A 15,306-nucleotide genomic window follows, 5' to 3' on the forward strand; every position below is an offset into this window, starting at 1 on the left:
GCACCCCGACCACTCGTCGCAAACCCCAACGCACCTGTCAGATCTGACAGGTGCGCTTTACCCCACAACGCGCTCTGATAACTCCTGCCCGCCCACCGTCCAGGAGCCGTAAACATGGCCACAGCCAAATCCAGCGACAACACCATATTGGCGCTATTCCCTCCCCACGCTCCAGACGCCACCTCCCCGGTGGTCGGTGCTGTCTATGGTGTGCCCAAGCATGTCTACGACCTCAAGCCCATGGGCCTGACCATCGTCGTCGATCCGCCGCCAGACGACTTGCTGGAAGAAGGCGATGTCATTCGGCTGCGGCTCAACGGCGCCGATACCGAAGCCACAAAAACCGTCCTGGCTGGCGAAGGAAATTCCCGTCACACCCTGTACCTGCCCAAGGGCCTGCTGCTGACCGATCGCGTCAATACCCTCGTTTACACCATCACCCGCATCAGCGAGAACAAAGGCACCTCCACGCCGGAGCTGACTCTGCTGTACAACACCATCCGCCCCGGCATCGAGGACCGCTCGCCCGGCGATAGCGCCCATTCGGAACTGCAACTGATCCTGCCCCAGGACGTGCTCGACGACGGCATCGACGCCGACCGCGCCAAACAGGGCGTGCAAGTGTGTTTCACCTACCCTTACTGCCGCGCCTACGACCAGATCCGATTGAACTGCAACGGCCAGGATGTCACGCACACCGTGACCGCCGCCGAGGCCCCGCCCATTCCCTCGGCCGAGCCGACAACGATCTGCGTCATGGTCGAGGAAGCGGTGTTCCTGAGCGCCGGGGACAACCCGAAGTTCATCTTTTCCTACACCGTCACCGACCAGCTCGGCAACGGGCCGGACACCGATTCGCCCTACTCCGGCACGGTGGAGGTCGATGTGCATCTTAGGGAAACCCGCCTGGCCGCCCCCGATCTGGCCGAGGATCCGGATGACCCGACCGACGATCCGAGCACCATCGATCTGGACAAACTCGCCGGCAAGGACCTGACCGTATTGGTCCAGACCTTTGCTCCGTTGTGGCAACCCAACGATAAAATCCGCGTGAGCTACAGCGCCACCTCGTCGAACGGCACCGTTACCCTGCACAGCGTGGAACAGGACGTCGTGCGGATCCCGTTCACCTACAAACTGATGGTGCCCAACGCCAAAGTAATCGCCGGCAGTGTAGTGCGGGCGAAATACGAATTGCTGAGAAATGGCAACGTCTTCGCCACTTCGAAAAATGCCGTGGCCGAAGTTACCGGCTCAGAGGTTATCGAGTTGTTGCCGCCGGTGCTGCTGAAGGCGGTGAATCCGATCGACGTTCTGGCGTATCCGCAGGGCGTGACCATTCAGGTCGAGTATTTAGAACACCTGCCAGGCGACAAAGCGCGGCTGGTGGAAGTTAACCCACCCGCAGGTGCACCAGGGTTTCCATTGGTGGAATTCAACGCCAATAAACGCACCAACACCTTGTTGAGTCAGGCTTTTCTGACCGCACGACAAGGCAAGCCCCTGGTGTTTCGCTGGCACCTGAATCGCAATAACGCAGAGGTTGCCCAATCGCATGAGCTGAACCTGAGCGTGTCGAAGATTACCGAGGGCGATGCACGTTTGCCGACGCCGGTGGTGGATGGCAAGACCGGCAATGAACTCGACGTGGCGTTGTTACAGCCCACCGCCCTGCTCACCGTTGCGGCATGGCCGCACGTCCAGGGTGAGCGGCTGTGGTTGCAATACGAGGGCAAGGACAATCAGGACCAGACCGTGACGTTCGACGACCTTCGCGGTGAAGTGGGCGTGGGTGCGCCAGGCTTGAGCCGGGCGGTGCCACTGGCCTGGCTGAAAGGCTTGAAAGATGGCCGTGACTTGAAGGTGACACTCAAGGTTAATTTTGACGGGGTGGCGAACGCGGCGACGGCGGTGGGGTTTCCGGTGCGCTCTTATACCGTCAAGGCAGGCGCCGACGTGCAACCAGTGATCACCCGGGCCGAAGACAGCCAAGGCGTGGAGATCCCGCAGGGAGGCACGACACGTGACACCACCGTGATCTTCATCGGTAAAGCGAGCCCGGGTCAGAAGGTGCAAGTCTTCGATGGGGCCGCCGACGAGGGCGAAGCCAGCGCCGATCCGGTGACTGGTATCTGGAGCCACAGGATCGGCGGACTGACCGCCACGGAGCACCGTTTCACCGCCAAGGCCTTGTACGGTTCAGGTCAGACATCGACCGTGCGCACCCTGAAAGTCTCCACGTTGCCCGAGCTGATTATTGAAAAAACACCGGTGGTGCTCAGCGCTCGCAACTGGATCGCGGTCGGGGAAGAATTGCAGAAAATTCTGGTCGCCAACCCGACCCCGCCGATCGGCACCTACGCAGACCGATTTCCGCAGCAAGGCACCCCGCCCTATACCTACACGTCTGCCAATGAGGCGATTGCCGTTGCCAACCCAACCAACGGGCGGATTTCCGGGACGGGGAATGGCACGACGACCATTACCGTTGTGGATGCGAGTGGAGATGTGGTGGAGATTCAGGTGACGGTGAGTGGGGTTAGGCGGATACATCGGTCGCCTACCCAGTTCAACAGCGTCCTACCGTCCGACGAATGGCGACACACCCAAGACCTTGGAATAATCGCCCCCGTATTCGTATTTCAAGAAATGGAAACGTTCTTCCCTTGCCAGCTATCATCCGCCCCCGTCGCTCCACACCCCAATTCCACGATAGGGGCGGTCCAAAGTAATTCCTGCATGACGGTCGGAAGTGACCGCAAATGGAGCATGGTCGGTGGTTCTCACGGGCCTTTTTTCCATTCTTTGGGATACTCAGTTTGACCACATAACGTATCAACGTAATCGCCAAAACAAACATCACAGCCGGATGATGGAGAAACGTAATTCCCCTCCCTCCCGCCAAGGGCGTGGAGGGGAATTGATTCTGTCGCTGGCAGGCAGATCAAAAGATCGCAGCCTTCGGCGGCGATCTTTTGCACTTAAACCACAGCGTTTAAAAAACACCTTCAGACACGTCTTACAGGCTACACATCCTTGCGCCATTGCCTACAGCTACGCCAGAATCGGCCGGCTTGTGGGTCTTGGGTGCGGGTTCTATTGTGGGTCGGTCGCTGATTGTTCAGTGATCGGGTTTAGCAGCCCGGGTTTTCTCTAGACGCACAAAGTCCGTTGCCGTTATGGCGGCTTTGCGTGGGGCACTTCGGTGCGCCGGGTTCTAGAGTCCTGGTCTGCTAACCCGCGTACAGCCGCCACCTCCTTCGTTAGCAGCGAACGGTGGCCGCTTCACTACTCTAGAGGCTTTACCCATGATTAAACCAACACCAAACCCGCCCGAAACCGACGCCACCTCCCCCTACGAATCCCTCGACTCAAAAAAACTCCACGAAGCCGCCGACCGCGCCCTCGATCACTACCTCTGCCCGCCCGGCTCCCCCCCACCGCCACGCAGAAGCCGCGGAATGTACGCCGTCACCGCTGACTTCAAAAACGAAGAACTGCTGGTCGATGCCAGCGACACACTCGCTTCAGCCAGAACCATCGCCCATGACGCCGCCGCCCTGTTGCCGGCAGCGCAGCGCCGGACGCTGTTGGGGATTGCGCAACTGATCATGCTGAGTGAGCTGGCGGTGAACCGCGCGCTGGATAATCTGCAATTGCCTCAATAGCAGGGATCTGTGACAAGGACTGAGCAAGGCGTTGTGGCCCCTGACGCCTTCGCGGGCAAGCCCGCTCCCACTGGTTCTGCGTGTAAATACAGGTTTGTGAGCAACACCGCCTCCTGTGGGAGCAGGCTTGCCCGCGATGACGGCCTCACAGCCAGCACAAGTCTTAGGTAAAAAGGGGACAGACCACGTTTTCGGAATACTCTCTAAACGCTCATAGCAAAAATGCTAAACGTGGTCTGTCCCCATTTATTCTGATGACGACGATACTCGGCATAGTCTTCCTGCCGAAAGCCAAGGATCGCGACACTCTCAAGAATTGCACCCGATGCGTCGCCCTCCCCATCAGCGGAGGGCGACGCGCAGGTTTCAACGCAGCAACCAGCGCGCCATCAGCCGAGCGCTCAACGGCAGCATCCAGTAGACCATGTTGAAAGAGATCAACCCGGCCACTACCACTTTGAACAGCCATGCTGGCCAGTGCAGGTTCGACATCTCCAGCAGCGCCGCCAATCCCCAGGGCATGCTCACCGACAGCGGCAAAACGATCAGCCATGACAATACCCAGTGCTTCCAGCGGGCCCCCGAATGGCTGCTCATCGTTGCTGTCGCCGGAGTACCGCGCGCTGATAGATGCGATCCCGCGCCAGCGTCATTGGATCGGCACTGAGACTGATGCCGTCAAGCAACCGTCCCGGACTGAATGCCAACCGCTGCTGGGCGACGAGTTGCGCATTGGCCGGCTCCAGTGAGTCAAGGCTGAAGACTCCCAACTCGACCTCCTGATGCTGACGCGACCACGAAACAGAACCGTCTTCGATCGCATCCTGCGCTGACGCCAATTGCAATACCAGACGCAGCGTCAGCGATCCTTTGGCCAGTTGCTCTGCCATTTCCGACTGCAAGTAATCCGCCGGCTTCGCCGCCGCCTCGGCGTCACTCAATAGCGGCTGCATGAGCAGTGGCTCGATACGGTAACGGCCGATTGTTTGAACGCCCTGATGATTACTGAATACCAGTGCGTTGACCGCGAAGTATTCGAGCCCCGCATAACTGCGCGGCGCCGGTTTCGGTGCATCGAGGAAAGCCCGCGCCCGTGGATGGCTCGCCAGATAGCGGTGCAGTGGCAGCGGATCGGGAGGTGTGGCGACATTAGCGGCAATGCCTTGCAGGAAGATCAGAAAATCTTCGGGCGTGGCCACCGGAAAGCCGTCGAACGAGTGCGTCACGATATCGGTGACCTCGCCGTCTGCCAGGGTAAAACGAACTGCCAGACCACGCGGGCTGGCCAGCGGATCACCGTCAGCGGTGGCGGGTACGCCACTGAAGTTGGAGAACCGCAGTACCACCGGCACCGTTTGGCCCTGAAAATGCGCAGCCCGGCTGAGGGTGCTGGCGCTCGGCGAAGCCCTGAATGTACCGTTCACCAACAGGCCTTTGGCATGGGTGGCACGAAACCCCGGATGACGGCCGAAGGTGGCATTGAGTGCATCGAGCAAAGCGTCGTACAACGGCTCTGGGGCCATCGCGTCGTTCCTTGTGTCGTTGGCAAACAAGGTTGAGGATGATGCCAGCGTCCCGGCCAGCACGGCGCCGATCAGCAAGCGTTGCAAGCACATGGCATTCACTCCTGACGCAGACCGGGATTGAGTGCGATGTGTTTGTACTCGATGAAATCATCCATGGCCGCCACACCGTTGAGCCTGCCCTGCCCCGATTGTTTGCAGCCACCCTCTTCGAATTCATCGAACACCATGGCCCAATCGTTGATCCAGACGGTACCGACCTCCAACTCGCGGGCAACGCGTAACGAGCGATCGACATCACGGGTCCAGACGCTGGCCGCCAGACCGAACTCGCTGTTATTGGCCAACTCGATCGCCTCGGCTTCGCTGTCGAATACCTGCAAGGTCAGCACCGGCCCGAAGGTCTCTTGTTGGACAATGGCCATGTGCGGATCACTGACACGCAAGAATGTCGGTCGATAAAACGCGCCTTTAGCCAGTGGCCCCTCCACGACCGGCCCACCGCGCACAATCACATGCGCTCCGTCGGCAATTGCCTCCTCGACCACTTGATTGACTCGTTGCACATTGGCTTTGTCGATCAACGGCCCCATTTCACTGGCCGGATTTGCTGCGGGCCCCACGCGCACGGTCTCAAGAACGGCCGCCAGACGATCAGTCAGTGCATTGGCAATATCGCGCTGCACCAGCAGTCGCGAACCGGTCATGCAGAACTGGCCGGCGAATACCGTCAAGGCTTTGAGCAGCACCGGAACTGCCGCATCGAGATCGGCATCGTTGAACACCAGCATTGGCGTTTTACCGCCCAGTTCCAGACCAAAACGCTTGAGGTGTCGCGCCCCTGCCGCCGAGATCGCCCGGCCAGTGCCGGTACTGCCGGTAAAACTGATCACCGGTACTTTTGGCGACTCGACCAGATGGATAGACCCCGCCGCACCCGCTTCGCTGAACAGATTGATCACGCCGCGCGGCAGTGACGGCACCTCGCTCATGATCCGTGCGACTGATGCATTAGTCTGGGCGGTCTGCCCCGGCATTTTGATCACCGTTGTACAACCGGCGGCCAACGCCGGTGCCAGCGAACGAATCATCAACACCACCGGTGAATTCCACGGCACGATGATGCCTGCCACACCGACAGCCTGGCGCAATACAAGGGAAATCCGCCCCGGTGTCGGCTCTGCTGCGCGTCCATACTCGGTACGTGCCAACGCCGCGTAATAACGCAATTTGGACGGCACCATGCGCACTTCAAATTCCGCTTGCGGACGGATCTTGCCGTTTTCCAGCGCCAGGATGTCAATCAACGCTTCGGCGTTACGTTCGAAGGCCTCCGCCAGTTCAAGCAGCACCGTGCCACGCAGGCCGCGATCGTCTTTCCACGAGGACTGCGCGAACGAACGCAAGGCAGCTTCAATGCCCCGTTGCGCTGTATCCGCGCCTCCCTCGGCATAACAACCAATCTGCTCATATGTCGCGGGGTCTATCGATTCTTTGTAAATACCGGAATCGAGCCATTGGCCATCGATCCAATTCAAAACGGGAGTGTTGTTCATAGCAGCATCGTCCTGATAATTAGGCGTAGAGCGCGGCGATTTTTTCCGCAAAGGCAATCACAGTGATGTTGGTGGCCACCGACGGCACATCGGGGAAGATCGACGCATCGACCACGCGCAGCCCGTGCAGGCCAATGACCCGTGCCTGCAAATCCACTACGGCATGCTGGTCACCGGGCCCGCCCATCGGAGCGGTTGAAGTTGGATGGTGATAGGTATCCAGGCTCGCCCGGACGCTGGCCAACAGCGCTTCGTCCGACGCAACTCCCGCCCCCGGATTGAGTTCGGTGTGAATCAGGGCGTTCAACGGTGCTGTGCCACCGATCCTGCGCGCCAGGCGAATGCCGTCGAGCAGGCGCTGACGGTCCTCGGGTTCGGCGAGAAAATTCAGATCAATGATCGGCGCTGCAAGCGGATCGCGACTGGCCAGAGTGAGCGTGCCCCGGGACCGTGGCCGCGTGAGCGCAACCGCCAGCACGAAGCCGATGTTGGTCGGGCTCTGATCGTGAGGAAACAGGTGCGTCGCGGTGATGTGCAGGTCCAGATCACCGGGCTCTGCGCTGTGGCTGTGGGACCAGAGTTTGGCTCCGATGGCCGGGGATTGACGGCCAATCAAACGGGGATTGGCCGCGTAGGCGTTGTAGTAAAACGGATGATCCTGCAGCTGTTTGCCGACTGGCAGCGTTGCCACCACGGGAATCTGCAATGCCCGCAGATCGGCATCCGGACCAACGCCAGAACGCAGCAGAATCGCCGCACTGCCATAGCTGCCCGCGCTAAGAATGACCTCACCGGCGAGCAGTTGCGTGCCGTCGCTCAATTGCACCCCGATCGCGCGTTGGCCGTCGAACAAGACCTTATCCACCAGGCTATCAGGGTGGATGTGTAAGTTACCGCGAGTGCGCACCTCATCGTTGAGGTAGGCCATACCGGTGTTGATGCGCACGCCGTCGACGACGTTCATCGGGTACGGACCGACCCCGTAGGCATCGGCGCCATCAAAGTCGTCGATGACTTTATAGCCGTAGGAGAATGTCGCCTGAATAAATGCCCGCTGCATCGGCGTGACATCCAGATGGCTCAGTTGCTGCACCGGCAGCGGCCCGGTATGCCCGTGCAAAGCACTGTCACCACGGCTGTGGCTTTCCAGTTTCTTGAAAAACGGCAGCAGGTCTTCATAGCCCCATCCCGGCAGGTTCCAGCGGGCGAAATCACTGGGACGTGCGCGAATCGCCACAGCACCATTGATCGCAGAGCTGCCGCCCAACACTTTGCCGCGCACGGCGCCAATCGGATGCTTGATGTAGCCGACCCGGGTTTTGTAGCCCCACTCGAACTGAGGGTTGCCATTGGCGCCGACAATGTCGCTGTTGGCGACAATGTCTGGATAGTCGTTCACGGCAAAACTGTTGCCTGCTTCCAGCAGCACGACCTGGCGCTGGCTGTTCTCGCTCAGACGGCGCGCCAACACTGCACCAGCCGAGCCGCCACCGACGATCAGTACGTCGACGGTATCAAGGGTGTTCTTCATGCATTTCTTCCCTGTCAGACGCAGGAATGGCGTCTGTTGGGAACAAGCATATGGAAGGACTCACACGCTCATAAGCAGGCAAAAACCGAATCGGGGTTTCGTTAATTGCGAACGACTCACTGCCTTTGGCGGGCATGCTCGGCAAGCTGTTTTTCCCATGCTGGCGGGCTGCCGATCTGCTCACTGAGAAAGCTGATCAGCGCCTGCAGTTTCGGTGAGGCGCGCAGGGATTGGCGGTACACCGCCGAGATATTTCCGCCGCGCGGTGCATACGCTGGCAACACCTCTTGCAGTTCGCCTGCGACCATCGGCTGCGCTGCAAGAAACGTCGGCAGAATCGCCAGGCCCATGCCGGCCTTGGCCGCTTCCATCAGTTGATGAGCATTGTTGGTGCGCAGGCGACAGCGCACGCGAAATGACTCCAGCGTGTTGTTCACCGGCAGCGTCCACATGCCATGGGGCTCGCGATTGACATAGAGCATGGCGAAATGGCGGGACAGTTCCTGCGGCGTTTGCGGTGTACCGTGAGCAGCGAGATAGTCGGGGCTGGCGCAAATGACGTGGCGGTTGGCGGTGATGTTTTTCGCCACCAATGAAGAATCAGGCAGCTCGCCAATACGGATTGCGGCGTCGTAGCGCTCTTCGTGCAGATTGACATACCGATCGTCAAACTCGACATCCAGTTGCAGTTGCGGGTAACGCACCGCGAATGACGACAGGATCGGCGTCAGATAGCGAATGCTGAAAGCCATTGGTGCGGCCAGTCGCAGGTTGCCACGCAAGCTCGACTGGAAGGCTTGTACAGCGTCTTCGGCATTGTCGACTTCAGCCAGAATGCGCACGCAGTAGTGATAAAACACCTCGCCCGACTCAGTCAGGCGCGCCTGCCGTCCGCGTTCCAACAGAATACTGCCCAAGCGCTTTTCCAGGTTTTGCAGGCGTTGGCTGACCATAGATTTAGCCATCCCTAAACGGCGTGCGGCTTCGGAAATACTTCCGGTGTCGACCACCATGACGAAAGCATGCATCTCACAGAGTTTGTTCACGTTGTTAATCCAAAGAAATCGCACAGGCCTGCACAACCGGTGCGCAGGTCTCGGGGGGCAGGCTGAAACAAAACGTTGTTTGAGAGTGTCAGCCAACTTCTCGCCATCATGCTGACGGTCGGCTTGAGATTGATTAGCGGGGCTACGTCAGCCTGGACATTCAACGTCGGCAATCTAAAACCCCGCTGACCCGCCGCGGTAGTCGCAAAAAACGGACTGGTGTTTCCCATACAAGGGACGATCAGCCTTGTATAGTTAGCGCCTTCTGACTGAATGGATTTCGACCGTGCTGGATCTCAATGACCTTCAGTACTTCGTCATGGTGGTGGATCACGGCGGTTTCGCGCAGACCGCCCGCGCCTTGGGCATTCCCAAGTCCAATCTGAGTCGACGCATCGCCCAGCTCGAAGAGCGCCTCAGCGTGCGCCTGATCATCCGCAACACCCGCCACTTCACGGTCACGGAGCTGGGGCAAACCTATTACGAGCGTTGCCGTGCGATGCTCAAGGAAGCCGAAGCCGCAGAGGCCGCGATTGCCCTGACTCACACCGAACCGGGCGGCGTGTTGCGCGTCACCTGTCCAACCGTGCTGCTGGACGAGTGCGTAGGCGCGATCATCACGCGCTTCATGGCCATCCACCCGCGCATGGAGGTGCATCTGGAAGCGACTGATCGTCAGGTCGATGTGGTCGCCGAGGGTGTCGATCTGGCGTTACGGGTTCGCCCGCCGCCCCTACAGGACTCCGAGTTGGTCAGCCGCGTCATGTCCCAGCGCCCACAGTGTCTGGTTGCGAGCCCCGGACTGCTGAGTCGTCTGGGCACACCGAGCGCACCAGAAGATCTGGCACGGTTCCCCAGTGTTCATCATGGCAGCCCGCAACGCGATTACAGCTGGACTCTGTTTCATCAGGACGGTTCGGAATTCACCCTCCAGCACCGCCCGAACCTGATTACCAAAGGCCTGCCGATGCTGCGCTGCGCGGCGATCGACAGCGTTGGCGTTGCGCAGATGCCAATGTCGTTGGTGCACGACTTCATCGAACGAGGGCAACTGGTCGTGGTGCTGCCTGACTGGGCGCCGAGAACTGAAATGATTCATGCGGTGTTTGCGACCCGGCACGGGATGCTGCCGTCTTCACGCTTGCTGGTCGATTTCATGCTGGAGCAATTCAGATTGCTCGATGATCCGCTGCGCGGTATGCGCAAGCCGCCATTGGTTTGACAACGGCCCCCCCTGGCGCGCTGCCTGGTATTCAAAACGGCCCCTGAGTGACCACACGGGTATCAATGATCTGCTGTAGAACCTGAATGCGCTGCTGGTAGATATCCGTCAGGCACTTCACATCAGCCGCGCATTGGCTGCGTTTTTTCAGCCAGGCGTGCTGCTGCCCGATCAACGCGTCACGCCCGCCCATGGGCAGAAAGCGTCGGTCGAGCTTGTAGAGCAGCGCCATGCTGACGTCCATATCGTTAAGCGCGCGATTGGCGCAGATCGCTTTTTCGTCGGCTGCACTGGCGCGCTCGCAGTCGAAACTGGCGGCGTGGCTGGCCTCGCCGATTATCAGAACAGACACACCGAGCAAAGCTGCAAAGAGGTTTTTCGGGGACATGGCGTCAGGTATCCGGACAGTCGTTGATCGAGTCGATTCGAGCCATCGTTGTGGCGCAAAGTTTCTGCGCACCGCTCATTCCAGTGCAACGCAAAAATATCGAACGCCCACCGCAACGTCACCTCCAATGTTTACACCACTGGAGGTCTGCACCATGAATAGCGATGACAGCAAAACCCCGAACGCCACGCCCACCGATACGTCCGGCAAACCGGTGCACGTAGTCGAGCGTGATCTTGAAGATCACGATGATGACACTGAGGCCGTGGATGAAATCATCACCCCCTCGTCCACCCGCGTGAAAGAGCAGGACGCCGAGACGCTGCAAAACAAAATTGATGAAATCGAACGCAAAGTGGCCGACGGTAATTAGTCTTTTACGAAGGCGATCGCAAAGGGTCGGCGTTGGCTGTTTGCGATTGTTTTCGTCGAGGTTCTGCAATTGGCTTTAAGCACGAAGTTTTTATTTCAAACAGTTCCACGCCCTCTTAAACATCGCTAAACACTGCCATCACTTTCTTTTAAATCAAAGTGATAGACCAATAAGTCTGCGCACGATTTCGCCTCCGGTATTGTCCCTTCCGAGAGCGCCAATGACCGTTCGGCGCTTTTTCTGGCAGGCCGTCGAAATCGGATCTAGGGTTGCGTGGCTGGCGATATGCCAGCCAACCAAACGGACAGGTGTCCGTGAAATTGCCGGTAAAGAAACAGGGATGGTTTTTTAAGGATTGCAGTCGCTTGTAAACGCTTTCGAGCGCCCAACTGATCCCTGTGTTTCGTTGTTTTCTATCAAGGAAAGAATGATGACCAACGTACAGGCGAATTTCTTCTGTTTGTCGTTATGGCAAACCCATTCAATCGCGCCACCCGCGAAACCCGACGGGTTCGGCTGACGCCGCTGGCGCCTGCATCGACGCTGCCGCGTCGCCCATGCGCGAACTGCCTCAAGCGTTAAACAGATCCGGACGGATCAGGCGGTGCCACGCCAGGTAGACCCTGCCGGGTTTGCCGAGTTGCACGCTGCTGCCTGGCTGTCAGGAAAGGCGCCCCTTTGCCCAAAGGGGCTGTAGAGCCACACCTGCGAGGAAACCCGCGAAATGTCCCAATCCTCCCACGTCATCCCGCCGTATGGCGTCGCCATCCAGAGTTCGATTGATGGCGGCGATGTGCACCACATGAAGACTTTGTTGAAACAGCGCGACTCGACAAAGCCCGAAGCGCAAGACCTGAAGGACGCGTACGAAAAACTGGCCCAGGAAATTTCCCGTCTGGAAAAACGTTAAGGCCATTTCCCACATTGCAATGGAGGCAATCACCATGTCCGGTTCCACTCAGCAAAATGTCGGCCTGTTCCCGGTGTGCTATCGCATTGGTACAAACGCGCCCGGTGCGCAAACGCTTTCGCTAAATCTGCTGGTTTCCACGCCACAACAAGAAGTCAGCGGCACGGCGGCGATCACTCAAGCCATTAACCCACCGCTCGACGTCCACGCGGACGTCTGGGGCGAATACACCTACATGACCGTGATGGCGCCCGGTGTCAGCAAAATTCTGATTACCGCGCAAGGCAATCACGGCGGCCCGGGGGCCAACTCGATCGTCACGTTCAAACTGCATTTGGTGGTCGGCACCGACTGGAAGGACGGCGTGGCCAATTATGCATACTTCGATGGCCAGCGCTGGCATGAGGTGAGCAACGCGCCTGTGCATCTGGTCGACTCGTTCTACCCGCCGCTCGAACCCGGCCCGGTGATTCTCCCGCACCCGCCGATCATGCCGCTGTACGCCGCACCGATTCAGAGCGCCATCGCCAGCGGCGATCTGGCCCAGATGAAAAACCTGGCGAAGTTGGCCCAACAGCAACTCGATCAACAACCGCAACTGCAAAGCGCGCTGGAAAAGGCGAAGAGCGAAGTCAGCCGTCTGCAAAGCCGCTGAAACCGTTCATTGAATCCGCCATTCATTTAAGGGAGTAGCACCATGTCGATCGGACTTTTTCACACCCGTCTCAATGTCAGCAATTCAATGCTTGGCGCCCCGGTTCTGACCCTCGATCTGTTGGTCGATACCGTGCACAAAAAAGTCAGCGGGATTGCCAGTGTCTTTCAGGCCACCTGGCCCACCGTCAATTTTCGTGCGCGGGTCTGGGGCAGTTATTCCGAGGCCAAGCTGACGTCGAAAGTCGAAAACCACATCATCCTCACCCTCGACGGCAGCCCGAGCGGCCCGCTCAGCCAGATCGCCCAGACCTTCCACCTCAAAGGCATTCTGGCCGGCGACTGGGCCAGCGGTTTTGTCGATTATCGCTATGAAGAACAGGGCCAGTGGCACGAGATGAAACATGTCGCCGTGCACCAGGCACCGACGGTCGAGCCGCAACCGGTACCGCATCCGTACCTGCCGTTGTATGCCGTGGCGGTGCAGCAGGCACAGGCCAGTGGTGATCTGGCGCAGCTCAAGTCCGTGGTCCGGCAAGCCGAGCAGCAACTGGCCCACGAGGACGTCTTGCGTGGTGCACTCGAGCAACTGAACGCGGAAATCGCGCGCCTGGAAGCGCGCTAACTGTCAGGCCCGGGCGGGGTCAGCGATGATTCCGCCCGGGAATTGTGACAACCAAGGTCAATCCATTCGTGCCGCGCACAAGTACGTGCGTAAGGATTTCCCATGTCAGACGCCCGCCCTGCCCGCTACCTCAGCGACACCGATCTCAAGCGCTACGTGCCGGTGCACGTGGTCTGGGAAATTACCCTGGCCTGCGACCTCAAATGCCTGCACTGCGGCTCCCGCGCGGGGCATCGCCGACCTGACGAACTCAATACCCGCGAATGCCTGGAGGTGATCGACGCACTGGCCGAGCTGGGCACCCGCGAGATCACCCTGATCGGCGGCGAAGCCTATCTGCGCAAGGACTGGACGCAGTTGATCCGGGCAATTCACGACCACGGCATGTACTGCGCGATCCAGACCGGCGGGCGCAATCTCACCCCGGCGAAAATGCAGGCGGCGGTCGACGCCGGCCTCAATGGCGTGGGCATTTCTCTCGACGGCCTCGCGCCGTTGCACGATGCCGTGCGCAATGTGCCGGGCTCGTTCGACAAAGCGGTGGACACCCTGCGCCGGGCCAAAGCCCTGGGGCTGGCCGTGAGCGTCAACACCCAGATCGGCGCGGCCACCCTGCCCGATTTGCCCGAACTGATGGACACCATCATCGAACTCGGCGCGACCCATTGGCAGATCCAGATCACCGTCGCAATGGGCAATGCCGTCGACCATCCGGAACTGCTGTTGCAGCCGTATCAGCTACTGGAGGTGATGCCGTTGCTAGCGCGGCTGTATCGTGAAGGCGTGGATCGCGGCCTGTTGATGAACGTCGGCAACAACATCGGCTACTACGGCCCCTATGAACATATCTGGCGCGGTTTCGGTGACGAACGCGTGCACTGGAGTGGCTGCGCAGCCGGGCAAACGGTGCTGGCGCTGGAGGCGGACGGCACAGTGAAAGGCTGTCCGTCGCTGGCCACGGTCGGCTTCTCCGGTGGCAACGTGCGCAATATGAGCCTGCATGACATCTGGCATTACAGCGAAGGCATGCACTTCGGGCGTCTGCGTTCGGTCGATGATATGTGGGGTTATTGCCGCAGTTGTTATTACAACGACGTCTGTCGCGGCGGCTGCACTTGGACGTCGCACTCGCTGTTGGGCAAACCCGGCAACAATCCCTACTGCCACTACCGCACGCTGGAGCTGGAAAAACGTGGATTGCGCGAACGCATCGTCAAGGTCGAGGACGCCGCACAGCAGTCGTTTGCCGTCGGCCGTTTCGACCTGATCACCGAGCGCATCGACACCGGGGAAAAGGTCAGCAGCGTCAGCGACAGCGGTCAGGTGATCAAACTGGCGTGGATCAATCAGGGCCGGCAATCGCCGGAGGAAGGACGGATACCGGTGCAACTCAGCCTGTGCCGCAGTTGCCTGCAATACATTTATCCGCAGGAGGTAACGTGCCCGCATTGCCAGGCGGATGTGGCGGCGGCGCAGGCGGTGTATCTGGCGGACCGCGCAAGGCAGCAGGCGATCATGAATACGTTGACGGGGTTGTTGGGGGCGCCGCCGAGTACATTGGTTTAAGGGTTGGGATTTGTGGGTGCAGTTGGATTTACCCCCTCACCCCGGCCCTCTCCCCCAGGGGCCGGGTGAGGCTTTCTTCGCCAGGCTGGCATTGAACAACCGCGTCGGATCGTCCAGTGACGCACCTTTGGCGAAGGTCATCTTCACCGCGCTCTTGTAGGTCTCACCGGTACTGATATTGGCTGCCCTCTGTCTTGTTCATTGGCGGATGCTCGACGGGACCGGAGAGAAGCAACTCTAGTCC

The 15,306-nt window shown here is 59.4% G+C and carries 14 protein-coding genes and 1 pseudogene; 8 read left to right on the forward strand and 7 right to left on the reverse strand.

Annotation, left to right across the window (positions count from 1 at the left end; genetic code table 11):
- Positions 1–114: 114 nt before the first annotated feature.
- Both HV782_RS16585 and HV782_RS16590 read left to right on the forward strand, forming a co-directional pair.
- On the forward strand, positions 115–2,823 hold the full coding sequence (locus tag HV782_RS16585) for an immunoglobulin-like domain-containing protein (RefSeq protein WP_217890318.1): 2,709 nt from the start codon (positions 115–117) through the stop codon (positions 2,821–2,823).
- A gap of 485 nt (positions 2,824–3,308) precedes the next feature.
- Entirely contained in the window at positions 3,309–3,668 is a 360-nt protein-coding gene (locus tag HV782_RS16590) for a DUF6124 family protein (protein WP_217890319.1), read from the forward strand.
- A 366-nt stretch (positions 3,669–4,034) separates the two neighbouring features.
- On the opposite strand, the gene HV782_RS16595 is transcribed toward HV782_RS16590, so the two are convergent.
- The 5 genes from HV782_RS16595 to HV782_RS16615 all read right to left on the reverse strand — a co-directional run bounded on the left by HV782_RS16595 (position 4,035) and on the right by HV782_RS16615 (position 9,324).
- Complete coding sequence (locus HV782_RS16595) at positions 4,035–4,265, reverse strand: putative antibiotic biosynthesis monooxygenase (RefSeq protein ID WP_186748278.1); 231 nt, start codon at positions 4,263–4,265, stop codon at positions 4,035–4,037.
- Positions 4,262–5,284, reverse strand: coding sequence for a catalase family peroxidase (locus HV782_RS16600; protein WP_225931022.1), 1,023 nt, complete (start codon positions 5,282–5,284; stop codon positions 4,262–4,264). Before HV782_RS16600 ends, HV782_RS16595 begins: the two co-directional genes overlap by 4 nt.
- A 5-nt stretch (positions 5,285–5,289) precedes the next feature.
- A complete protein-coding gene (locus HV782_RS16605; RefSeq protein ID WP_186748277.1) occupies positions 5,290–6,747 on the reverse strand; it encodes an aldehyde dehydrogenase family protein in 1,458 nt (485 codons plus the stop codon).
- A 19-nt stretch (positions 6,748–6,766) separates the two neighbouring features.
- Positions 6,767–8,278, reverse strand: coding sequence for a GMC family oxidoreductase (locus tag HV782_RS16610; protein ID WP_186748276.1), 1,512 nt, complete (start codon positions 8,276–8,278; stop codon positions 6,767–6,769).
- Positions 8,279–8,394: 116 nt separating this feature from the next.
- Positions 8,395–9,324 (reverse strand): LysR family transcriptional regulator, encoded by a 930-nt coding sequence (locus HV782_RS16615; protein WP_186748275.1) that lies wholly within the window; start codon positions 9,322–9,324, stop codon positions 8,395–8,397.
- Positions 9,325–9,610: 286 nt separating this feature from the next.
- Here HV782_RS16615 and HV782_RS16620 point away from each other — a divergent pair, with 286 nt between their 5' ends.
- Complete coding sequence (locus HV782_RS16620; RefSeq protein WP_186748274.1) at positions 9,611–10,546, forward strand: LysR substrate-binding domain-containing protein; 936 nt, start codon at positions 9,611–9,613, stop codon at positions 10,544–10,546.
- 31 nt (positions 10,547–10,577) lie between these two features.
- Here the strand turns inward: HV782_RS16620 and HV782_RS16625 are convergent, their stop codons facing one another.
- Positions 10,578–10,898, reverse strand: coding sequence for a lysozyme inhibitor LprI family protein (locus HV782_RS16625; protein ID WP_411353425.1), 321 nt, complete (start codon positions 10,896–10,898; stop codon positions 10,578–10,580).
- Positions 10,899–11,088: 190 nt separating this feature from the next.
- Here HV782_RS16625 and HV782_RS16630 point away from each other — a divergent pair, with 190 nt between their 5' ends.
- The 5 genes from HV782_RS16630 (at position 11,089) to HV782_RS16650 (ending at position 15,062) form a co-directional block, all read left to right on the forward strand.
- Positions 11,089–11,307, forward strand: coding sequence for a hypothetical protein (locus tag HV782_RS16630; protein ID WP_123464294.1), 219 nt, complete (start codon positions 11,089–11,091; stop codon positions 11,305–11,307).
- Positions 11,308–12,031: 724 nt separating this feature from the next.
- Positions 12,032–12,217: a DUF1843 domain-containing protein gene (locus HV782_RS16635; protein ID WP_123464292.1), complete on the forward strand. Its 186-nt coding sequence runs from the start codon at positions 12,032–12,034 to the stop codon at positions 12,215–12,217.
- A gap of 34 nt (positions 12,218–12,251) precedes the next feature.
- Positions 12,252–12,872 (forward strand): DUF1842 domain-containing protein, encoded by a 621-nt coding sequence (locus tag HV782_RS16640; RefSeq protein ID WP_186748272.1) that lies wholly within the window; start codon positions 12,252–12,254, stop codon positions 12,870–12,872.
- Positions 12,873–12,914: 42 nt separating this feature from the next.
- Positions 12,915–13,496, forward strand: coding sequence for a DUF1842 domain-containing protein (locus HV782_RS16645; protein WP_123464288.1), 582 nt, complete (start codon positions 12,915–12,917; stop codon positions 13,494–13,496).
- A 102-nt stretch (positions 13,497–13,598) separates the two neighbouring features.
- On the forward strand, positions 13,599–15,062 hold the full coding sequence (locus HV782_RS16650) for a GDL motif peptide-associated radical SAM/SPASM maturase (RefSeq protein ID WP_123464286.1): 1,464 nt from the start codon (positions 13,599–13,601) through the stop codon (positions 15,060–15,062).
- Between the two features lie 81 nt (positions 15,063–15,143).
- Here HV782_RS16650 and HV782_RS28620 read toward each other — a convergent pair.
- Positions 15,144–15,248 (reverse strand): annotated as a pseudogene (locus tag HV782_RS28620) (DUF1801 domain-containing protein); the annotation flags it as partial.
- Positions 15,249–15,306: the final 58 nt, after the last annotated feature.

This window comes from Pseudomonas monsensis, assembly GCF_014268495.2.
Taxonomy (GTDB): Bacteria; Pseudomonadota; Gammaproteobacteria; order Pseudomonadales; family Pseudomonadaceae; genus Aquipseudomonas; species Aquipseudomonas monsensis.